The sequence below is a fragment of the Hymenobacter rigui genome (assembly GCF_003944715.1).
Taxonomy (GTDB): Bacteria; Bacteroidota; Bacteroidia; order Cytophagales; family Hymenobacteraceae; genus Hymenobacter; species Hymenobacter rigui.
Genome location: NZ_RWIT01000005.1, coordinates 142,718 through 164,185, shown reverse-complemented (window position 1 = coordinate 164,185; position 21,468 = coordinate 142,718). Strand labels below are relative to the sequence as shown.

19 protein-coding genes are annotated in these 21,468 nt (G+C 59.8%); 13 read left to right on the top strand and 6 right to left on the bottom strand.

Features of this window, described 5'->3' with window-relative positions; translation table 11 throughout:
* Positions 1–91: 91 nt before the first annotated feature.
* The 4 genes from EI291_RS11645 to EI291_RS11630 all read left to right on the top strand — a co-directional run bounded on the left by EI291_RS11645 (position 92) and on the right by EI291_RS11630 (position 3,079).
* On the top strand, positions 92–820 hold the full coding sequence (locus tag EI291_RS11645; RefSeq protein WP_125420028.1) for a hypothetical protein: 729 nt from the start codon (positions 92–94) through the stop codon (positions 818–820).
* A 104-nt stretch (positions 821–924) separates the two neighbouring features.
* Positions 925–1,797 carry a ChaN family lipoprotein gene (locus EI291_RS11640; RefSeq protein ID WP_125420026.1) on the top strand — a complete coding sequence of 291 codons (873 nt, stop codon included), beginning with the start codon at positions 925–927 and terminating at the stop codon, positions 1,795–1,797.
* Between the two features lie 69 nt (positions 1,798–1,866).
* On the top strand, positions 1,867–2,418 hold the full coding sequence (locus tag EI291_RS11635) for a hypothetical protein (RefSeq protein ID WP_125420024.1): 552 nt from the start codon (positions 1,867–1,869) through the stop codon (positions 2,416–2,418).
* Positions 2,419–2,443: 25 nt separating this feature from the next.
* Positions 2,444–3,079, top strand: a complete 636-nt coding sequence (locus EI291_RS11630) for a hypothetical protein (RefSeq protein WP_125420022.1) — start codon at positions 2,444–2,446, stop codon at positions 3,077–3,079.
* Here EI291_RS11630 and EI291_RS11625 read toward each other — a convergent pair.
* Positions 3,072–4,661, bottom strand: a complete 1,590-nt coding sequence (locus EI291_RS11625; RefSeq protein WP_125420020.1) for a glycerol-3-phosphate dehydrogenase/oxidase — start codon at positions 4,659–4,661, stop codon at positions 3,072–3,074. The two genes, EI291_RS11630 and EI291_RS11625, sit on opposite strands and share 8 nt — an antisense overlap.
* Before the next feature lie 78 nt (positions 4,662–4,739).
* Between EI291_RS11625 and EI291_RS11620 the strand changes: the two genes are divergently transcribed.
* From EI291_RS11620 to EI291_RS11610, 3 genes are all read left to right on the top strand, one after another.
* On the top strand, positions 4,740–5,183 hold the full coding sequence (locus EI291_RS11620) for a GNAT family N-acetyltransferase (RefSeq protein WP_125420018.1): 444 nt from the start codon (positions 4,740–4,742) through the stop codon (positions 5,181–5,183).
* A 341-nt stretch (positions 5,184–5,524) separates the two neighbouring features.
* On the top strand, positions 5,525–5,872 hold the full coding sequence (locus EI291_RS11615; protein WP_125420016.1) for a DUF4288 domain-containing protein: 348 nt from the start codon (positions 5,525–5,527) through the stop codon (positions 5,870–5,872).
* A gap of 33 nt (positions 5,873–5,905) precedes the next feature.
* Positions 5,906–6,823 (top strand): MBL fold metallo-hydrolase, encoded by a 918-nt coding sequence (locus EI291_RS11610; protein ID WP_240635520.1) that lies wholly within the window; start codon positions 5,906–5,908, stop codon positions 6,821–6,823.
* Between the two features lie 284 nt (positions 6,824–7,107).
* Here the strand turns inward: EI291_RS11610 and EI291_RS11605 are convergent, their stop codons facing one another.
* A complete protein-coding gene (locus EI291_RS11605; protein ID WP_125420014.1) occupies positions 7,108–9,312 on the bottom strand; it encodes a penicillin acylase family protein in 2,205 nt (734 codons plus the stop codon).
* A 138-nt stretch (positions 9,313–9,450) separates the two neighbouring features.
* Here EI291_RS11605 and EI291_RS11600 point away from each other — a divergent pair, with 138 nt between their 5' ends.
* A complete protein-coding gene (locus tag EI291_RS11600; protein WP_125420012.1) occupies positions 9,451–9,810 on the top strand; it encodes a hypothetical protein in 360 nt (119 codons plus the stop codon).
* Positions 9,811–9,924: 114 nt separating this feature from the next.
* On the opposite strand, the gene EI291_RS11595 is transcribed toward EI291_RS11600, so the two are convergent.
* On the bottom strand, positions 9,925–10,278 hold the full coding sequence (locus EI291_RS11595) for a HesB/IscA family protein (protein WP_125420010.1): 354 nt from the start codon (positions 10,276–10,278) through the stop codon (positions 9,925–9,927).
* A gap of 204 nt (positions 10,279–10,482) precedes the next feature.
* Between EI291_RS11595 and EI291_RS11590 the strand changes: the two genes are divergently transcribed.
* Entirely contained in the window at positions 10,483–11,022 is a 540-nt protein-coding gene (locus EI291_RS11590) for a DUF7935 family protein (RefSeq protein ID WP_125420008.1), read from the top strand.
* A gap of 193 nt (positions 11,023–11,215) precedes the next feature.
* On the opposite strand, the gene bshA is transcribed toward EI291_RS11590, so the two are convergent.
* A complete protein-coding gene (bshA, locus tag EI291_RS11585; protein ID WP_125420006.1) occupies positions 11,216–12,352 on the bottom strand; it encodes an N-acetyl-alpha-D-glucosaminyl L-malate synthase BshA in 1,137 nt (378 codons plus the stop codon).
* A gap of 233 nt (positions 12,353–12,585) precedes the next feature.
* Positions 12,586–15,537, bottom strand: coding sequence for a glycoside hydrolase family 3 N-terminal domain-containing protein (locus EI291_RS11580; RefSeq protein WP_125420004.1), 2,952 nt, complete (start codon positions 15,535–15,537; stop codon positions 12,586–12,588).
* A gap of 306 nt (positions 15,538–15,843) precedes the next feature.
* Between EI291_RS11580 and mutL the strand changes: the two genes are divergently transcribed.
* The 4 genes from mutL to EI291_RS11560 all read left to right on the top strand — a co-directional run bounded on the left by mutL (position 15,844) and on the right by EI291_RS11560 (position 20,758).
* A complete protein-coding gene (gene mutL / locus EI291_RS11575) occupies positions 15,844–17,925 on the top strand; it encodes a DNA mismatch repair endonuclease MutL (protein WP_125420002.1) in 2,082 nt (693 codons plus the stop codon).
* A gap of 95 nt (positions 17,926–18,020) precedes the next feature.
* Complete coding sequence (locus EI291_RS11570) at positions 18,021–18,803, top strand: rhomboid family intramembrane serine protease (RefSeq protein ID WP_125420000.1); 783 nt, start codon at positions 18,021–18,023, stop codon at positions 18,801–18,803.
* 105 nt (positions 18,804–18,908) lie between these two features.
* Positions 18,909–19,811: a rhomboid family intramembrane serine protease gene (locus EI291_RS11565; RefSeq protein WP_125419998.1), complete on the top strand. Its 903-nt coding sequence runs from the start codon at positions 18,909–18,911 to the stop codon at positions 19,809–19,811.
* Positions 19,812–19,873: 62 nt separating this feature from the next.
* Positions 19,874–20,758, top strand: a complete 885-nt coding sequence (locus EI291_RS11560) for a tetratricopeptide repeat protein (protein ID WP_125419996.1) — start codon at positions 19,874–19,876, stop codon at positions 20,756–20,758.
* Between the two features lie 7 nt (positions 20,759–20,765).
* On the opposite strand, the gene EI291_RS11555 is transcribed toward EI291_RS11560, so the two are convergent.
* Entirely contained in the window at positions 20,766–21,467 is a 702-nt protein-coding gene (locus EI291_RS11555; RefSeq protein ID WP_125419994.1) for a DNA alkylation repair protein, read from the bottom strand.
* Between the last annotated feature and the right edge of the window lies 1 nt (position 21,468).

Genomic DNA, 21,468 nt, shown 5'->3' with positions numbered 1-21,468 from the left:
CAGCTGCCCCGGTACCGCAAGGTGCCGGGGCAGTTTGGTGTTGCGTATTCCTGTATTATTGGATCGTTACCATCCTTAATTTACCCTGACTATGTTCGCAGCCTATGTCCTTGGGGCACTTTCTATCAGTATACATCCTTCAGCTGCGCCCGATAGTCTGGTGATTTTCCGGGCGGGGCGCACGTATGAGTATCGGGCCGTTTTTATCAATCCAGCCGGTGATACACTTAGCCGGGGCGGCGTCACGCTGGAAGCAACTGGGACTCCTTGGGCGGCACAGCGTAAAACCCAAAAAGCCATCCGTATCCATTATCACTACACGGCGCAGGATTCCATCACCTTTCTGGTATACCCAGACCCTACCACCAAGCGCCCGGACAAGCCTAAACGGTATAGTTGGGCGCGTACCCATGTTACAGGTGCCATCGAAAATAGACAGAAAGTCTGGTTTCATCCGTTCCGGGACAACCAATACATACATACAGAAATAGCACCGTTTCCTGAAGTATGGCTTGATTCTTTACGGTCAGGTGGTCAGTGGTTTAATCAAACAACTATTTCAGTAGGGTGGGGTAAATTCATTGGTTCGGTGCGCAGTACCTACCAAGTGGTGCGCCATGAAACCCGGCAATACGGAGCCCTGAGTTTACCTGGGTGCTGGCTGATTAAATCCGTTGCAACTCACGACAAACTAGGTGACAGCTACCTTGATTTCTACTTTCATCCACAATACGGATTCACTGAAATGCACTACCATTTTTTTGATGGTATGCGCATTTCCTTCGTGCTAACACAAGCAACGAGCAGAGCTAACCTGTGAGTGTAGCCGCCACAGCTGCCCCGGTACCGCAAGGTGTCGGGGTAGTTTGGTGTTGGCAGCCCGGCCATGCCGTGCGGTTGGTCGGGAGCCGGTATCTTCGTGGTATGCGCACATCGTTGTTTTTACTGGCCCTGCTATTCAGCCTGAGCCTGCATGCCCAGGACCGGCCGGCCTACCGCCTGTTTACGGCCGCCGGTAAACCCGCCGGCTACGACAAGATGCTCCGGGAGCTGGCCGCGGCTGACGTGGTGTTCTTCGGCGAGCAGCACAACGACCCCATCGGGCACTGGCTGGAGCTGCAGCTTACCAAAGACCTGCTGCGCCTGCGCCAGGGCCAGCTGGTGCTGGGGCTGGAAATGTTTGAGCGTGACGTGCAGCCGTTGGTAGACCAGTACACCACCGGCGAGCTGGACGACAAAGCTTTCGAAGCCGACAGCCGCCCCTGGCCCAACTACGCCACCGACTACCGCCCGCTGCTGCAGCTGGCCCGGCAGCAGAAGTTCCGGGTGGTGGGCACCAACGTGCCGCGCCGCTACGCCTCCCAGGTAGCCAAAGGCGGGCTCGAAACGCTGAACGCCCTGCCCGTCGCCGAAAAAGCCTGGCTGGCTCCGCTGCCGCTGACGGTTGATTTTGCGCTGCCCGGTTACCAGCAGATGGCCAAGATGTTCGGGGGCGACGCAGCCCACGCGGCCGGGGTGGAGAACATCATCCGGGCCCAGGCCCTCAAGGATGCCACCATGGCCTACTTCCTGAACCAGGCCCGCCCCGCCGACCACCTGCTGCTGCACCTCAACGGCAGCTTCCACTCCGACAACCACGACGGTATTCTGGCCTACCTACGCCAGCAGAATCCGAAGCTGAAGGTGCTCACCATCAGCACCGTTTTGCAGGCCAGCCTTGACAACCTAAACAAAGACAATCAGCAGAAAGCCGATTTTGTGCTAGTAGTACCAGAGGACATGACCAAAACGTATTGATATATGAATCAGAATGCCTTAAGTGTCTTAGCGGAGGCTATCAGTGACGTAGGTATCTGGAGTTGGTGAGTGGCTGAATGGCCTGATTTGGTGCAATTGGAGTTTCGTGGGGCCCAACTGCTATTCTCTAATCCAACTATTGAAAAAGCACCCTCTACTATGGTGGCGCTGCAGTTTCGCAATCCTACTTCCGTTAGTTTTCTATCAGATAAAAATATGCCGGTTGAAGAGGTGAATTTATGGCCTCAAAAACTGCAGCGAGATGAAACGGACGGTTTTACATGCAGCTATGGCTTCTTTACTTTCATCGATGATGTACTGATACAAGAAATCGTGAGGGAGCTGAGTACTGTTCAAACAGTATTTGGGGAGAAACCTTTTTCACCGGATTTCAATAAAAGCCCTGTTAGAATGTGTTTTCGAGCGGGTGGCGTAGGGATGTTGATAGGTGCCGAATCACTGAGGATTTTATCCCACGAAGGAGAAGTATTGTTATCAGAGGTAGAAGAAAAGAATCGACAGTGGTGGAGCTATTGGAAACAGTATTGGCAAGTAAAAGATACTGCTGATGCATATCCTGTAGACTATGCCTGTGAAGTAACCATTCCGTTGCAGGAATAAAATCAAATTGAAGATCCCGCACTCCATGATTTCAACCCTCGACCCCTCCCAACTGCCTGACGCGGCCACGCTGCAACGCCTTTGCCAGTCGTTGGCCGCGTTGGACGCCATCAACTCACCCGAGCCGGAGTACCGCTACTACACCTACAACCCGGAGTGGGACGCACAGGAGGCCCTGTTTGAGATGAGCGACGGGGAAGGTGACCAGATGCTGGTGTTGTTCCGTCCCGAAGGCTGCTGCATCAACGGCTTCCTGGCCGACTACGACCAGTCCGAAAAGGCGCAGGTAACCCGCGGCCTGCCGGAGGCCTTCGAAGAATTTATCTTCGGGGAGCCGGTGAATTCCATCGGTACCACCTTCTGCCTGTGGTACACGTCCGCCCACGGCTGGCAAACCGGCGTGGTGGAAAACGAGGACGATGGCTCGGAGGAGCTGCTTTACATCTTCGACCAGGACCCCGCCACCTACGCCGGCTGGGCCAACGAGTACTACCTCGACGAAACCGAGCGGGAGCCGCTGGAACCCGAAGCCGTAGCCGCCATCTATCAGCACGAACCCCTGACCAAGGCTGCCGCCCTGAACCTGAACAACGAGCTGGAAGACTGGCAGCAGCTGGAGGAGGATTTGCGGGGCGTCGGCTACCCGGTGGCGTTTAGCTAATTCGGGGCAAATACTGCCGCGCTACCTGCTCAAACTCCGCCACCTGCCGCTGCTGCCAATTAGCATCAAACCCCAGTTCCTGCGCCAGCAACGCAGCTACGGTGGGGGCTACACGCCGGGCCGCCCGGGCATCTAGAAACAGCAGCCGCACGCGGCGGGCCAGCACGTCCTCCACGGTGCGGGCCATTTCGTAGCGGGCGGCCCACACTACTTCGGCGCGGGTAAACTCCAATTGTGGGTCCAGCTTCTCGCCCAGCGCCGGTTGCTGCCGGATAAGCGTCAGCAGCGCCGGCTGGTCGGAGCCGTACACGTAGAGGTGGCTGCGGTAGTCGGTGGTGGGCTGAGCGCCGTGGATGGGTAGCGTGGCCGTGCGGCTGGGGGCGGCGGGGAGTTTGCCCAGGGCAATGAGGCGGTCTACCACATCCTGACCCATGGGGCGGTAGGTAGTCCACTTGCCGCCGGTAATGGTGAGCAGGCCGGTATCGGAAACCAGAATTTTGTGGCTGCGGGAAATTTCTTTGGTCTGGGCCGAGCCGTGTTGCGGGGCGGCCAACGGGCGCAGACCGGCAAACAGGCTCAGCACATCTTCGCGCCGGGGTGGGCGGGCCAGGTAGCGGCCGGCGGTGCGCAGCACAAAGTCGATTTCCGCTTCCAGGGCCCGAGGTTCCTCGCGGGTTTCGGATAGCGGGGTATCGGTGGTGCCCACCACTACGCGGCCGTGCCAGGGCACGGCAAACAGCACCCGTCCGTCGTCGGTTTTCGGAATCATCAGCGCATCCGGGCCCGGCAGAAACGACTTATCCAGCACCAGATGAATGCCCTGGCTGGGCCGTACCAGCGGGGCCGTGCCGGGCGCATCGAGCTGCCGGATGGCGTCCACGAACACGCCGGTGGCATTCACCACGGTGCGGGCGCGCACTTCGTAGGCCTGACCGGTTTCCTGGTTCATGGCCCGCACACCAGCTATTTGACCGTTGTTATCTTTCAGCAGACCGGTTACGGCCACGTGGTTGAGCAGGGTGCCGCCCAGCTCAATACCCGTCTGGGCCAGGTTCACGGCCAGGCGGGCATCGTCGAACTGCCCGTCGTGGTAGACCACGCCGCCGCGCAGGCCGGTGGGCCGCAGGTTGCCCAGGCGGCGCAGGGTTTCGGTCGGGCCGATGCGGGTGGTGGGGCCCAGGCTAAGCCGGCCGGCCAGCAGATCGTACAGCTTCAGCCCCAGAGTATAGAACGGGCCGCCCCACCATGTGTAGCTCGGGATGATGAACGACTGGTTGTGGCAGAGGTGGGGGGCGTTGCGCAGCAGCAAACCCCGCTCGTGCAGTGCCTCACGCACCAGCCCGATGTCGCCCTGGGCCAAGTACCGCACGCCGCCGTGCACCAGCTTGGTGCTGCGGCTGCTGGTGCCCTTGGCAAAATCGTAGCGCTCCAGCAACAGCGTTTTGTAGCCCCGGCTCAGGCCGTCGAGAGCCACGCCCAGCCCCGTGGCCCCGCCGCCTATGACAATGAGGTCCCAAAGCTGCGGCGGATCAAGTTGCCGGAGCAGAGTTTCGCGCTGGAAGGGCAGGGTAGGCGGGAGCATAGCCATAAGGTAGGATGGATTCCTCGGAACGGATTGCGCCGGAAATGGATAATTTTCGGCGCACGTTTCTGAAACCCTATGTTGTACCGACCTGCCCAACCCGCGGATATTCCGGCCCTGATGGAAGTGCGCTTGGCCGTGCGCGAAAACGTGCTGCGCAACCGCGCCCTAGTGACGGAAGCCGACTGCCTGCACTACCTGACCGAGCGGGGCCGAGGCTGGGTGGCCGAAGAGGCGGGCCGGGTGGTGGGCTTCGCCATTGCTGATGCGCAGGAACACAGCGTGTGGGCCCTGTTCGTGCACCCCGACTTCGACCGGAAGGGCCTCGGCAAAACCCTGCTCCACCAGCTGCTGCACTGGTATTTCGCGCAAACTGACCATCCCATCTGGCTCAGCACCGCCCCCGGCACCCGCGCTGAGGAATTCTACCGCCGCCAGGGCTGGCAGGACACCGGCCGTACCGCCAGCGGCGAAGTGCGGTTTGAGCTGACGAAGGAAGGGTGGAAAAAGAATAACATGTAATTATATGAAGCCTATCGTAGCCTTATCATCCATCGGAATCTGTTTGCTTCTCAATATCTATGGAATAGGAGCCGTATTATACCGATTCATATCACCACCCAATGGGATGCCATTTGTAGTTTACTTGATGTTGAGTGTAGTATTGGGCCTGCCTTTATTCGGTATTATGCGTTGGTGGGCACCGGCTGGAATATGGCGAATTGAATCTGGTAAAAGAACACCTTTCGAAAAACGCTTTATCCGATGGTATGACCTCAACATGTTGCTTGTCGCACTGATATGGGCTATCATAATCGTCGGCGTGATTTTAAGTAAGAGATAAAAGACATTCAGATAGCACTATGAAAAAGCAGCAGCAGTTTTATGGCGTGCAAACAACCGTGGCCGTTCAGATCGAAGGCGAAACTCAGGGACTGCAGTTATGTGAGCAGCGGTGGCTCCTGATAAAAGCAGCCTCGTGCGAGGAAGCCTGTGAGAAAGTTCGAAATGCCAGCCGGGCTTACGCAGAACTGTATCTGAATTCGGATGGGAAGCTGGTCCGGTGGCAGCTGGAAAGCGTGGATGACTGTTACGAAACCGGCCTCATGAAGCTGAGTGAGCTGGATAATCCGGACGGGGCAGAAGTCTTTTCCATTCTGAAGCGCCGTCGGCTGACACCTGACCGCACGTGGGACGGTAAATCAGAATAGATGATGATAAAAACATGGTGTGTAGGGCTTGGTATGGCCCTGGCAGGAATCCAAAATGCCACGGCTCAATCGGTCTTCACGGTGGTGCCGCTGGGGGTAAAGGGCGGGGTGGATGAAAGCAACCTTTCGGCCTACCTGGTGGCCCCGGCCGGCTCGGCGGAGTACGTTTGCCTAGATGCCGGCACCGTGTACAACGGCGTGGTACGGGCCGTGGCCCGCAAGGCGCTGCCCGGCCCGGCTGCCGAAACCATCCGCACCCGCATTAAGGGCTACCTGGTGTCGCATGCCCACCTCGACCACGTGGCGGGGCTGCTACTGGGTGCCCCCGATGATGCCCCGAAACCCATCTACGGGCTGCCCGAGTGCCTGGCCACGCTCCAGAACGACTACTTCAACTGGCGGGCCTGGCCCAACTTCGGGCCGGCCGGCAACCCGCCCGCGCTGGGTAAATACCAGCTCCGTGAGCTGACGCCCGGTCCCGAGCAGGCCCTGACCAACACCGCCATGAGCGTGCGGACGTTCCGCCTCAGTCACGGCCGGCCCTTCCAGAGTGCCGCGTTTCTGGTGCGCAGCGGCAGCAGCTACCTGCTCTACCTCGGCGACACCGGCGCTGATACTGTGGAGCAGACCGATAATCTCCGCCAACTCTGGCAGGTAGTGGCCCCGTTGGTGCAGGCCCGGCAACTCAAGGCCATCTTCATCGAAACCTCCTACGCCAACGCGCAACCCGCCAAGCAGTTGTTCGGCCACCTCACCCCGGTGCTACTGCTGCAGGAGCTGGCGGTGCTGGGCCAGCTGGCCGGTGGTCCGGGCGCGCTGCAGGGCCTGCCCATCGTCATCACGCACCGCAAACCCAGCAACGAGTCCGCCATTCAGCAGGAGTTGCGGCAGGCCAACACGCTGGGCGTACGGCTGGTGTTTCCGGAGCAGGGGCGGCGGTTAAGGTTCTGAACAGGAACGGCTGCACAGTGTAGAGACGCAATATTTTGCGTCTCACAGTTGAACGGTTTGGTAACTGATGGACCAAACGATGAAACTGTTTAAAAAGTCTGGCACGGTCATGCTGAGCTTGTCGAAGCATCTCTACCACTTCGTCAGGTAACATGCAACGAAGTGGTAGAGATGCTTCGACAAGCTCAGCATGACGTTCTGAATAACAGCCTATATCTTCCTAAACAGCTTCAACATCAGCAACGACGAGACGCAAGATGTTGCGTCTCTACACTACACCGCTCTTACTGCCCCGGCGAATAGGTGCGCTCCACGTGCTGTTGGATGTCTTCGGGGTAAAACCACACGTCTTTAAAGTTCTCTTCGGCGTAGAGGGCGGCCTGGTCGCGGAAGTGGGGGGAGGTGGGCCGGTTGCTGTTGCCGCCGGCCAGCACCGAGCGGGCTTTCACGCGGGGTCCAAACTCCACCACGGCAATAAAGCTGTTGCCCACGTCGCCGTAGCGTTTTTTGGTGCCGGGCCGGGCCTTGGAGCCGAACGCCGCCAATGAGCCCCAGGCCGAGGAGGTGAAGGCCACGGGCAGGCTGGGCTGGTCGTCGCGGTAGGTTTCCTGCACGTTGCCGGTCAGGCGCTGAAATCGGTTTACGTCGCCCCAGGTGGTGCGCCAGGTGCCAAAGTCGCTGGTCAGCTCGTCCAGGGTTTCCTGCAAAGCCGCCACCTTCTCGGGGGCAGTGGTGTGGCTGATGGTGTATTGGGTGAGGCTGATGTAGTCGAGGGGTTGGTTGGCGGGCACGCGGCTGCGGCCCAGGCGCAGCAGCCGCTCGGCCCAGTAGGTAGCCACCGTTTGGGGCACCGAGGTGCGGGCGTAGCGCCGGTCCCAGCTTTGTAGCAGGCGGGCCGCCTCCAGCACTTCGGCGGTGGGCGGGTTGGGGCCGTCCTGCACCGTTTGTACGTCCTTCGTGAGGGCCGGAATCAGCTCCTCAAACCCGGCCAGATACGGGTCTTTGGCGGCGGCAATCAGCGTATCAAGGGTGAACACCGACTTGCGGCCCAGCACCCGTACGGCGTTGATGCCGCGGTAATTCTCGGCGTCGGGGGCCATGTATGCGGGGTACTGGCTGCGGGCGGGGCTGCTGGGGCCGGATACCGTGTAGGGCGTGGCGTTGCAGTTCTGAATCCAGCCGCTGGCCGGGTTGCGCACCTGCACCAGCTCCTCTACTTTATGCAGGCCCTGCCACTCAGTAGCGGGGTTGCTGCCGTCCACGGGCTGGCTCCAGTCGAACTGCGGGTTGCGGCGGGGCATGAAGTTGCCGTGCCAGTAGGCAATGGTGCCCTTGCTGTCGGCAAACACGGTGTTGTTGCTGGCGTTGCCGTTCAGCTTCATCACCTCCCGGAAGCTGGTGTAGTCGGTGGCCTTGGTGCGCAGGAACGACTGCTCCAGTGCGGCCAGCGGGGTATCCATCATGCGCACCGTCAGCCATTGGGTGTCGCTCAGCTGGCCCACCACCGGGCCGTGGTGGGTGCGGTAGGTGATGAACTGCCGGCGGCCGATGGTGCCATCGGGCTGGCGGTAGGGTAGGGTGAGGGTAACTACCTGCACCGGGCGCAGCTTGCGGCCGTAGCGGGAATAATACTTGCCGTTTTTCTGCTCAATGGTTTCCAGGTACTCGTCCATCGAGTCGGCCTGGCTGGAGGTGTGCATCCAGCCGCAGTGCTCGTTGAAGCCCTGGTACACGAAAAACTGCCCCCACGTCACGGCCCCGTAGGCGTTGAGGCCGGCCCGGCTGGTTACCTGCACCTCGGGCCGGAAATAGAACGACGTGTGCGGGTTGATAAGTAGAAGGGCGTGGCCGCTGGCGCTTTTGGCGGGCGCAATGGCAAACCCGTTGGAGCCCACCGGCTCCCGCTCCAGCAGCCCCGCATCGGGCCGCACCCAGGAGGTAGATTTGCGCTGGCTGCCGTAGAAATTCTTGAGCCGCTCCAGCGGTACCACGCTGATGTTGCCGCCGATGCTGCCCTCACTGAACATCAGGGGCATCCAGGGCTGGAAGCGGCGCAGTAGCCGGGGCTTCACCGCGGGGTGAGTGTAGAGGTAGTAGTTGGTACCATCGGCAAAGGCGTTGAGCAATTGCTGCATCCAGGCCGGGCTTTTCTGGTAGAGTTGGATGGCCTGGGTGGTGTCCATGAACAGGCGGGCCCGCAAATCGTGGTACAGGGCCGCTTCGCCCTCCACTTCGGCCAGGCGGCCGATGGCGTCGAGGTAGTTGGTTTCAACGCGCGGAAAATCGTCCTCACACTGCGCGTACAGCAGCCCGAACACGGCGTCGGCGTCGGTCTGGCCCTGCACGTGGGGTACGCCCCAGGTGTCGCGGGTGATGGTGACCTGCCGGGCCTGCTGCTGCCAGCGGGCAATTTCGGTAGGCGTGAAGGCTTGAGCATGAAGGCCTCCGGCTGCCGCCAGCAACAGGCCCACAGAAAGAAAATACCGCATCAGGATACGCGCAAAAAGCAGGAAGGAAGGGTTGGTGAAGCTCCCTTGGGGTTGCCGGACGGCCCGCCGTGGAAGCTATGGTCAGAATGCTAACTTACAGCCAATATTCTCCATTCCAGTACGCTAGCCCCCCTCAACATGGTAGAAGTAATTAAAGAAGGCGACATCGTTACGTTCAACGTCAAGGGCCTACACAAGCTGTGGGCCTTCAAAAGCCAGCTGCAGATTCCGGCCAGCCATATCCGCAGCGTGCGGCAGGACCCACAGATCCTGAAGGGCTGGTGGAAAGGCATCCGGGCCCCCGGCACCCACGTGCCCGGCCTGCTGGCCGCCGGCACGTTCTACCAGGACGAAAAGCGCGTTTTCTGGGACGTGCATAACGCCGAAAACGCCCTCATCATCGGACTGGAGCATGATGAATTTGACGAACTGATTGTAGAGGTAGAAGACCCCGCTGCTGTGATGCAGCTGCTGTCCTCAGCCAACCAACCTGCTTAGATACACCCACCGTCATGCTTCGCTGCGCTCTGCATGACGGTGGGTGTTTTTTTCTAAAACGCAACGAGCCCCGACTGCTGCCGGGGCTCGTTGCGTTTTTGGAAGAGAGGCTGACTACGCCGAGAACGACGAGCCGCAGCCGCAGGTGCTCTTGGCCTGGGGGTTATTGAACACAAAGCCGCGGGCGTTGAGGCCGTCCTGGAAGTCAACCTCCATGCCCAGCACATACATGGCGTGTTTCTTATCCATGATGAGCAGCACGCCATCGAGGTCGAAGGTTTCGTCCTGTTCTTTGGGTTTGTCGAAGCCCAGCAGATAGCTCATGCCCGAGCAGCCGCCGCCCTGCACGCCCACGCGCAGGCCGTATTCGCCGGGTACGTTTTTCTCAACCAGAATATTCCGGACTTCCTCCAGCGCGCGGGGAGTGAGGCTGATGGGAGCAAGTTTCGTGGAGACGGCCGTTGCCATAGTGAGTTCTTGTTTAGGAAAGTAAGGCGACAAAGATACGAAGCAAGTAGTAGTTCCGAATGCTGCTTGGCATCGGGGCTGCCACACTACGTCGGTCGTTTGGTGCGTTTGGCCGTATAACAACAGCTTGAGCCCTCCGGTTCACGAAGTATCTTTGCCGGCCCAGGCGGCTGCCGTGGGGCTTTTTCCGCTACTCCCTCTCGCATGGATTCCACCGCGTACATTTTCGATCTGCTCAAAATCATTCTGCCGGCGCTCATCGTGGCCGGGGCTATTTACTACCTGTTTCAGCAGTTTCTGGAGCGGGAGCAGCAGCGCCGTCTCATCGAAATGCGCCTGGAAGCCAGCAAAACCACCCTGCCGCTGCGCCTGCAGGCCCTGGAGCGCGTGACGCTACTGCTGGAGCGCATCAGCCCCAACAACCTGCTGGTGCGCGTGAGCAGCGCCGGCCTGCCCGCCGCCGACTATCACCGCCTGCTGCTGCAGGAAATCCGGGCCGAGGTGGAGCACAACCTCAGCCAGCAGCTCTACATGCAGCCCGAAACCTGGGCCGCCGTAAAGCAGGCCCAGGAAGCCGTCGTAAACCTCATCAGCACCCAGTTCCGCAGCCTGCCCAACCCCCAGGAAGCCCGCGGCCCCGAGCTGGCCCGTCGCGTGCTGGAAACCCTGATGCAGGACAACCAGCCCGACCCCGTAGAAGCCGCCCTACTGGCCGTAAAGCGCGAGGCCGTGGCTATGTTCTAAATAAAAAGGACCGTCATTGCGAGGCCGGAGGCCGAAGCAATCCTTCCTGCGCGAAGCTCTCAGCCCTGACCTAAGCAAAAGCCCCTGACGCCAGCACGGACGTCAGGGGCTTTTTGCTTATTCAGGCTTTGTGCCCTGAAAAGGAAGGATTGCTTCGCTTCGCTCGCAATGACAGGCTTCTTCTTTTTGCCCCCTACGCTGTTACCAAAGCGGCGGCAATGGCACGCTGGTAGCAGGCTTCGTAGCGGGGCACGATGATTTCTACGGCGAAGGTTTCGGCATGGGCGCGGGCGGCGGCTTTGAAGCGGGGCAGGTTCTCGTCTTCCAACACGTAGAGGGCGTTCTGCACCATATCGGGCACGTCGCCGATTTCGCTGGTCATGCCGGTGAGGCCATGCTCGTTCAGCTCGGGAATGCCGCCGGCGTTGGTGCTGATGACGGGTACTTCGCAGGCCATGGCTTCCAGGGCGGCCAGGCCGAAGCTTTCCTTCTCGGAAGGCATTAGGAACAGGTCGGCAATACTGAGGACTTCCTCCACGGCTTCGAGCTTGCCCAGGAAGCGGATATCGTCGCAGTAGCCGATTTCGCGGCAGAGCTTCTCGATGCGGGGCCGGTCGGGGCCGTCGCCGACCAGCAGGAGCTTGGCCGGAATCTGCTTGCGCACGCCCGCAAAAATCTGCACCACGTCTTCCACCCGTTTCACCGAGCGGAAGTTACTGGTGTGCACCAGCAGCTTTTCGCCGTTGGGGGCAATGGCCGCCTTGAAGTGGCCCTTGTCCTGCTTCTGGAAACGCACCAGGTTGATGAAGTTCGGAATTACCTCAATCTCCTTTTCAATGGCGAAGTACTCGTAGGTTTCCTTGCGCAGATCAGCCGATACGGCCGTTACCCCGTCGCTCTGGTTGATGCTAAACGTAACCACCGGCTCGTAGCTGGCATCCTTGCCCACTAGGGTAATATCGGTGCCGTGCAAAGTGGTGACCACCGGAATGCGGATGCCGCGGGTGAGCAGAATCTGCTTGGCCATGTAGGCCGCCGAGGCGTGCGGAATGGCGTAGTGCACGTGCAGCACGTCCAGCTTCTCGTTTTGCACAATGTCCACCATCTTCGAGGCCAGCGCCAGCTCGTAGGGCGGGAACTGGAACAGCGGGTAGGGCGGAATATAGACCTCGTGGTAGAACAGGTTCTCGTTGAAGAAATCGAGGCGGACCGGCTGGCTGTAGGTGATGAAGTGCACCCGGTGGCCGCGCTGGGCCAGGGCTTTGCCCAACTCGGTGGCCACCACGCCGGAGCCGCCGAAAGTAGGGTAACAGACAATGCCGATGTTCATGAGAGCAGTAGCTTGAGCTTGCGCCGTTGCAGGGAACGGCTGAAGTGGAGAGAGGGGAGAGCCTGCTAGCGGGTCATACGACAGAATCCGGGGTTCGACGGTAGCGTCGGCTTCAGATGCTGCGCGGAACCCGCAACGGCAGGGCAAGGACAAAAAAATCGGCGGCAGGTCGCTCCGAGGAACGTACTGCCGCCGATTGCGGAATCAAAGGAACGGAAAAGCTGGACAACACATCATGTCTTCTGCAGCGACTTGTAGATTACGTCGTGGATGCGGGTGCGGATGTTGTACTGGCGCAGCTTGTTATTGCCGGCGTCGGGGTACACGCGGTTAGAAAGAAAGATGTAGAGGATTTTGTTTTCGGGGTCCATCCACACGCAGGTGCCCGTGAAGCCGGTGTGGCCGAAGGTGCTAGCCGGGGAGAGGTTGCTGGTGGGGCCCTCGGGCTTGGTCGGGTCGCCCCGGTCCCAGCCCAGGCCGCGGCGGTTGCCGGCCTCGCTGCTGCGGGCAAACTCGGTAACCACGGGCGTCTGGAAGTAGCGCTGCCCGCCGTAGCGGCCGTTCTGCAGGTTCATCTGCATCAGAATGGCCAGGTCGTTGGCATTCGAGAACAGGCCCGCGTGGCCGCCCACGCCCCCAATCATGGCCGCCGTCTGATCGTGCACGGTACCCTGCAGCTGCGTGCGGCGGAAGTACGTGTCGTTTTCGGTGGGGGCAATGCAGGATTTGGGGAATTTGCTGAGCGGGTTGTAGGTCATGTTGCCCAGGCCCAGCGGCTGGAAGAAGTTCTTCTGCAGAAACTCGTCGATGGGCTGCTGCAGCACCTTCTCGGCCACCCGCTTCAGAATGATGAAGCTGAGGTCGGAATACTCCACCGGGTACTTGCCCTTGGTTTTGGGCAGCAGGCCGGAGCGCTGCACCCACGTCCACACCGAGTCCTCGGAGGTACGCAGGCTAAACAAATCGGGTGTTACCTCGCGCGAGAATTCGGCCGATTCGGTGCTAGCGTAGAAGGTGGGCTTGGGGCCGGCTTTGGTGATGGTTTTTTCCCAGGTAGGAATACCAGGTTTGAGGCCAGCCTGGTGCATGAGCACCTCGCGCACCGTCATGTCCTTTTTATTGGTGCCTTTCAGCTCGGGCAGGTAGGCGGCCACCTTCTCGTCGAGGTTGAGCTTGCCCTGGTCTTTGAGGTACATGATGGCCTGCAGGGTGCCGGCTACTTTCGTTACCGAGGCCAGGTCGTAGAGGGTGGTGCTGTTGACGGGCTGCTGCTTATCGTAAGTGGCGTAGCCGTAGCTTTTATCGAACACCACCATGCCGTCCTTGGCTACCAGCACCTGGCAGCCGGGGGCGGCGGCGTAGGCCACGGCCTCCAGGGCCACATTGTCAATCTGGGTGAGCACCTTCGAGTCGAGGCCCACTTCCTCGGGCGTGCCGTAGCGCAGGCGCTTGAAGTCGGGGGTGGGCAGGCCGGTACCCACTTTCAGGTTTTCGGACACCGTAACGGGCAGGCGGCCCTTGGCCGGCAGCGCCCCAAACAGCACCTGCGGCACCACCAGGTGCGAGGCGTAGTTATCCTCGTAGGCGCACACCAGGTTGCGGTTTTCCTCCAGGTACTTCAGCGAGTAGGCGTTGCCGAAGGCCACCACTACCGTCTTAATCTTGGGGTTGGCCCGCAGGTCTTTCAGGAATTTCAACGCCCCTTCCCCGATGCCGTAGCTGTGGGTGGGCGTGTTGTTCATGTTGTGCAGACTCACCACCACCACGTTGTAGGGCGAGAGGCGGCTGCTGATGCGGGCAAATGTGCTGTCCAGCGCGTACCGGTTGGGCACGGCGTACACCGGGCCGTTCTGATACTTGCCCATGATTTCCTTGTAGGTGGGCGCGTCGGAGCCGATGGTAACGGCGGCAATACGCAGGGTATCCAGCCGGTGGAAGGGCAGAATATCGTCCTGGTTTTTCACCACCGTGGTGGCGTGCTCGTAAATCTGCTGCTGCACCATGCGGCTCAGGGGCCGGTTCAGGTTCTGCATCAGGTTGGGCACATCGATGGGTTGATATTTATTCAGGCCCGCCCAGAACTTGGCCCGCAGAATCTTACGCACCCGCTGATCCACGTCGGCCTGGTCGATTTTACCGGCGGCAATGGCTTCTTTTATTTTCGTGAGGGCCATCGGCACATCCTCCGAAAACAGCAGCACGTCGTTGCCGGCGGCCAGGGCCAAAGCGTCCAGCTCGCCGGGCTTATACAGGCTCGACACGCTCTTCATGTTCAGGGCATCAGTAAACACTAGGCCCCGGTAGTTCATCTTCTCCTTCAGCAGTCCGGTCACCAGGTTTTTGGAAACCGTGGCCGAGAGAGTACGCACCGTATCAAACAGCGGCATGTACAGGTGGCCCACCATCACGCCCATCACGCCCTGCTCAAAGGACTTTTGGAAGGGGTAGAGGTCCACGTTGGTAAGGCGGCCCAAATCGGAGTTAATAACGGGCAAAGCCACATGGGAGTCCACGTCGGTATCGCCGTGACCGGGGAAGTGCTTCACAACGGCAATAACGCCGTGGTCCTGCAGGCCCCGGATGTACTGAATGCCCCGGCTGGCTACCTGCTCCTTGTTTTCACCGAACGAGCGGTTGCCGATAACCGGGTTATCGGGATTGGAATTGACATCGAGCACCGGCGAAAAGCTGATGTGCACGCCCAGCGTCTTCATCTTGAGGGCAATTTCGCGGCCCATCTGGTACACGTACTGCTCGTCGTCCATGGCGCCCAGCGTCATGCCTTTGGCGAAGTGCATGCTGGAATCCAGCCGCATATCCAGGCCCCACTCGGCATCCATGGCAATGAGCAGGGGCACTTTGGCGGCGACCTGGTAGCGGTTGGTGAGCAACGCCTGGCGGCGGGGGCCGCCCTGCAGGAACATCAGCCCGCCCACGCCCTGGTTGCGCACCAGGCCTTCAATGGCCTGAGCGTGGCGCTTGTCCTTGTTGGAGTAGGCGGCCACCATAAACAGCTGGCCCAGGCGCTGGTCGGGGGTGAGGGAGGTGAACACACTGTCCACCCAGTTCTGCTCGGCCACCGACATGGGACGGGCCCCGTTGTCGCGCGGCACGGACGAAGAAACAGCCCAGCCCAGGCAGGCCAGTACTAGCAGGAAAAGTCCAATCCGAAAGTCTTTGAGCATCGGCTCCGGTGGTTCGTGCTGAAGGGTAAGAGAACTGGTAGACGAGCCGAAAAGCCCTACTTTTGCCCCTCCAAAAAGGGTGCCGGGTAGTGCTGCCGGCCGGGGTAGGGGCCGCTGTAGTTGGCCTTTGAATCCCTGCCTGCCTCACTTCCCAACGCAGGAACCAACGAATTAATCTCCGGTGGTACGCACAAAAGTTGGCCGCAAACTTACGCATAAATTCCCGAGGCCCGTTGTACTCAAGCGGATAGCTGCCGTAAGCCCACTCCTGGTACCCGCCTTTTTTCTTTTGATTCCAGCTCCATTATGGCCGATATCATCCAACTTCTGCCCGAATATTTAGCTAACCAGATTGCCGCCGGCGAGGTGGTGCAGCGCCCGGCTTCGGCCGTAAAAGAGCTGCTGGAAAACGCTGTGGATGCCGGCGCTACTCAGGTGCAGCTGATCATCAAGGATGCCGGCAAGCAGCTGGTGCAGGTGGTGGACAACGGCCAGGGCATGAGCCCCACCGACGCCCGCATGAGCCTGGAGCGCCACGCCACCAGTAAAATCCGCACTACCGACGACCTGTTCCGCATCCGTACCTTGGGGTTCCGGGGCGAGGCGCTGGCCTCCATTGCGGCCGTGGCCCAGGTGGAGCTGCGCACCAAGCAGCGCGACCAGGACACGGGCACCCTGCTGCTGGTGGAAGGCTCCCAGATTACCAGCCAGCAACCCGTAGCCTGCCCCGATGGTACCAGCATCAGCGTGAAAAACCTGTTTTTCAACGTGCCGGCCCGCCGCAACTTCCTCAAAAGCAACGCGGTGGAGATGCGCCACATTCTGGACGAGTTCCAGCACGTGGCGCTGGCTAACCCGCAAATCAGCTTCTCGCTGTTCCAGAACGATTTGGAGGTGTTCAACCTACCGGCCGGCAAGCTCAGCCAGCGCATTGTGGCGTTGCTGGGCAACGGCTATAAGGAGCAGCTGGCGCAGGTGGAGGAGGTGACGCCCTTCCTGACGGTGAAAGGCTACATCGGAAAGCCGGAATCGGCTAAGAAAAGCCGGGGCGACCAGTTTTTCTTTGTCAATAACCGCTTTATCCGCTCGGCCTACCTCAACCACGCGGTGCTGACGGCCTACGAGGGGCTGCTGCCTAAGGACACCCACCCATTCTACGTGCTGTTCCTGGACCTCGACCCCAAGTCCATCGACATCAACGTGCACCCCACCAAAACCGAAATCAAGTTCGAGGACGAGAAGACGGTGTACGCCATTGTGCGGGCCGCCGCCAAGCAGAGCCTGGGCCTGCACAACATGGCCCCGTCGCTGGATTTCGACGGCAACGTGAACTTCGCGCCTATTCAGCCTCTGCGGCTCTCAGGGCAGGAGAAGAACCCGTTTGATGACAGCTACCAGCCCGATGCGCTGGCCTCGGCGGCCCGGGCGGCGGCCAAAAGCCCCGGCCGACCCGCCTCCGCCGATGCCTACGAGCGGCAGCTGCCGCCCCGCCCCACCGAGCAGGCCAAGCGCGAGCTGGAGGAGTTTTACAAAAGTCTGAGCCAATTGAGCGTGCCCGACGTGGAGCACGAAGCCACCGCCGTGGGCGTGCCCGTGCCCACCATAACGCCCCTGGCCCCGGACGAAGACCTACCGGCCGAGGATGCCCCCCTGACCGGCGCACTACCGCTGCAGGCGGGCTTCACGGCCATGCCCACGGCGGCTGGCTGGCAGCCAACCGAAACCGAGCCCGTGTCACCACCCACGCCGCTGGTTATGCCCAGTGCGGCCGCGGCTCCGGCCTCGCCCGAGCTGCCCCTGCGCGAGTCGAGCACGGGGCCGGGCAACAAGGTGCTGCAGCTTCACCAGCAGTATCTGCTGGTGCCCGTGAAATCGGGGATGATGCTGATTGACCAGGTGGCGGCCCGGGAGCGGATTCTGTACGAGCAATACACCCAGAGTCTGGAGCGGGAGGTAAGCGCCTCGCAAACCCTGCTGTTCCCGCGCACCATCACCTTCACGCCTCAGGATTTCGCCATTCTGCGCGAAGTAGAAGACTCCCTGAAAGCCCTGGGCTTCCGGTTCACCGATTTCGGCAAGAATACCATTGCCGTGGAAGGCATTCCGGCCGACGTGCCGGCCCGCGACGAGAAGGAGCTGCTGGAAGGCCTCATTGAGCAGTTCCGGACCACAGCCGGCCCCATGAAGCTGGACCGGCGCGAGCAGATGGCCCGGGCCCTTGCCCGGCGCGTAGCCGCCAGCGCCGGCGGGGCCCGCCTCTCGGAGCGGGAAATGACGGCCATTGTGGACCGGCTGTTCGCCTGCTCCGTGCCCAACTACACCCCCGACGGCCGCCGCACCATTGTGATGCTGGAGCTGGGGCAGCTGCAGGAGCTGTTCCGGAAGTAGGCTTAGCCAATCAGCGGAGCCCGGCACTTCAGCTCCGCACTGCGTATCTGTGTAGCTTCACCTGCTGCAATCACTTCTGCCTGTATTAGTTCGCTATGTTCCAGTTTACCCCCATGGTCCGCAACCTGCTCATCGCCAACGTGGTGGTGTTTATTGCGGCCGAAAAACTACTCAACCTCAATCTGCTGGCCCTGTATCCCATTGGGTCGCCAATGTTCTGGCCGTGGCAGTTTCTGACGTACATGTTTATGCACGCCAACACGGGCCACATTTTCTCCAACATGATTGGCCTGATTTCCCTGGGTCCACTGCTAGAGCAGCGTTGGGGCGCCAAGCGGTTTCTCACGTTCTGGCTGATTTGCGGGGTAGGGGCCGGGGTGCTGTACGATGGGCTGCGCACTTACGAGGTACACCGCATGGGCCAGCAGCTGGGGGCCTTCCGCAATGAGCCAACCGATTTGAACCTGATGGCCTTTGCGGAAACCAACCTGCCCGAACTGGCGGATACGTTTAAGCCGGCGGCGTATGAGCTGCACAAAAATCCCGGTAACGCGGCCGTCATCCAGGATAATCTGGAGCAGTTGGAAGCCTTGTATGAACGGAGCCTGAACGGCCCGATGGTGGGGGCTTCGGGGGCCTTATTCGGCATTATCCTCGCCTTTGGCATGCTGTTCCCGAACACGGCGCTGATGGTGTTTCCGCTGCCGATTCCCATCAAGGCCAAGTATTTTGTAATTCTGTACGGGCTGTACGAGTTTGCCTTTGGCGTGTACCGCGTACCGGGCGACAATGTGGCGCACTTTGCCCACCTAGGCGGAATGCTGGTAGGCTTTATCGTGTTGCAGATCTGGCAGCGAAACCGCACCCGGCTGTACTAGCCTGTCAGGCTGCCGCCGTATGGAGCAGCTTGCACGAAAATTGTGGACATTTCCTGCCACCCTGCTGCCCGCCCGGCCGTATTTCCACCATCCGCCCCACCACTCATGAGCATCGTCAACGATATCCGAACTGCCTTTAGCCGCCGCGACAACGCGCTGAATCAGCTGCTGCTGATTAATGTGCTGGTGTTTGTGTTTCTGGTACTGACCAAGGCAGTCATGCATCTGTCGGGTACGGTGGCCTATTATCCCAATGTGCTGCGGCAGTTTGAGTTGCCCTCCGATATGCCTTCCCTGCTGCGCCACCCCTGGACGCTGCTAACGTATGCCTTCACCCACGAAGGTCCGTTTCACATCCTGTTTAACCTGCTGAATCTTTACTGGTTTGGGGCCCTGATCCGGGAATACCTGGGCGACCGGCGCTTGGTTAGTCTGTACATTCTGGGGGCACTGGCCGGGGCAACATTGTTTCTGCTGGCTTTCAACCTGATTCCTACCCTGCGCCCGTATGCGGCAGCGGGCGTGCCGTTGCTGGGGGCCTCGGCTGCGGTAACGGCTATTATTATGGCGGCGGCCACGCTGCTACCCGATTATACCTTCATGCTGTTTCTGCTGGGGGCCGTACGCATTAAGTACATTGCGGCCGTAGTAATTCTGCTGTCGGTGCTGGCTATTAACCAGGGAAATCCCGGCGGTGGCATTGCCCACATCGGCGGAGCACTTGTCGGGTTTCTGTTTGTGAAGCAGCTGCAGGCCGGCCGCGACTTGGGCCGCCCCGTGCAGGCCGTGGGCGACTTCTTTGTGCGGCTGGTGACGGGCCGACCCAATCTGCGCGTCACGCACCGGAGCGCCAGTGCCGCGCCGGCTGCTCCCGTGGTAAAAAAAGGAGCTCCCACACTACCCGGCCAGGATGAAATCGACCTGATTCTGGATAAGATTTCCCACTCCGGCTACGAGAGTCTGAGCAAGGAGGAAAAGCAGAAGCTGTTCCGAGCTAGTCAGAAATAGTGGTAGGAGCCATATCAATTAGCCTATCACATTAAGTGCCAATGAGGCGGCTTGTAAACCAGGTGGCAACGCTGGTTCTATTATTATTTGCTAACCCAGTGGCTGCGTGCCTCAACAACCATGCAGCGACCAAACTGGACGGGTCATGGCAAAGCTCAGATGATGTGAATTATAGTGTGCCTAAACCCCCTGTGGGTCGGGATTTAGCTGCAGAGGCCCCTATTAACCGCCAGTATCTTCAGCAACTCAACAGCCGATGGAATGCCCATCACCGATTAGCAGATTATGCTGGCTATGGCTTGGTGCTGGTCTACTTGGGACGCTACGCTGAAGCGCGTAAGGTATTTGAACAACTGGATATCTGGCAGCCCAACCAGTATGAAACGGCAGCTAACCTGGGTACTGTGTATGAGCTATTGGGATTAAATAAGTTGGCACTGAAGTGGATACGAAGGTCGGTTCAGCTCAATCCCCAATCTCATAAAGGCACGGAGTGGTTACATATCAATATTTTGCGGGCCAAGTTGCGCGGGACAGAAGCCATCAACGCTGAATATCTGTTGGGAGTGGATTTCGGCCAGGGATTGGCTCCAGTGTCGAATATGCGTGGTGGCAGATTGCTCGATTCCGTTCAATATGCGCTTTACTATCAGTTGTCAGAACGCCTGAGCTTTGTGCATTCGCCTGACCCCATTATGGCGGAATTATTGTTCGATCTGGGTAACGCCTATGCTATAACCAGCAATGTGGAATCTGCTTTGCCTGTATATGACCAGGCCGAGCACTTTGGCTTTCATAGACGTGTATTGCTGAAGCGGCGCGTGTATTTCTGGTGGTTACGCAGTGGTCAGGGTAACTTAGTCACAATAGGGTTGCTAGGGTTGGCTGGTTTGCTGGGATTTGGCCTATGGCAGTTGGGCAAAGCCGATTTGCGCCGTCTTGCTTAGCTGGATTTTATTTGCGCATGTGCCAGGCGCGCCGCTCGGTGGGCAGCCTCTCAGTGGCATAGCGGAGTGTGGTGCGCGGTAGCTGGCCGTGATGGTCAGTCAGGAATTCTTCCAGAGCCGCTTCGTTCCGCTTGCCTACTTCGCGCAGCATCCAGCCCACGGCTTTCTGAATCAGGTCGTGGCGGTGGGTGAGCAGCAATTCGGCAATAGCAAACGTATCCTGAAACTGCCCTTTGCGGATAAATGCCAGCGTGGAAACGATACTTATCCGTTGGCTCCAGAGGTGGTTTTCGGCCGCTAGTTTGTACAGCGGCTCCCGGTTTTTATCCTGCAAATAGCCACCCACGATGGTAGGGCAGGAAATATCCACTAAATCCCAGTTGTTCACGAAGCGGCGGTTGTTCAGGTACCGCTCATAAATGGCCTGCCGCCCGGCCGGGCCTGCTTTAGCGAATTGCAGCGTCCAGATAACCAGTGCTACGGCGCGGCTCTCGTGCCAGGGGCTGCCCAGCAGGTGCTCTGCCTCGGGCAGCGGTAGTTCCCGAAACTCCCGGGCCAATGCCCGCTGCTGCGGCATCGTCAATCCCAGAAACTTGTCTCCCGCGCCATACTCGCCGGGGCCGGTTTTGAAAAAACGGGCTACTCCCACCGCCCGGATAGGGTCGGCCAGAGCGTGGAGGCGGGTGAGAAGGTGCCGGGCAGTGAGCATG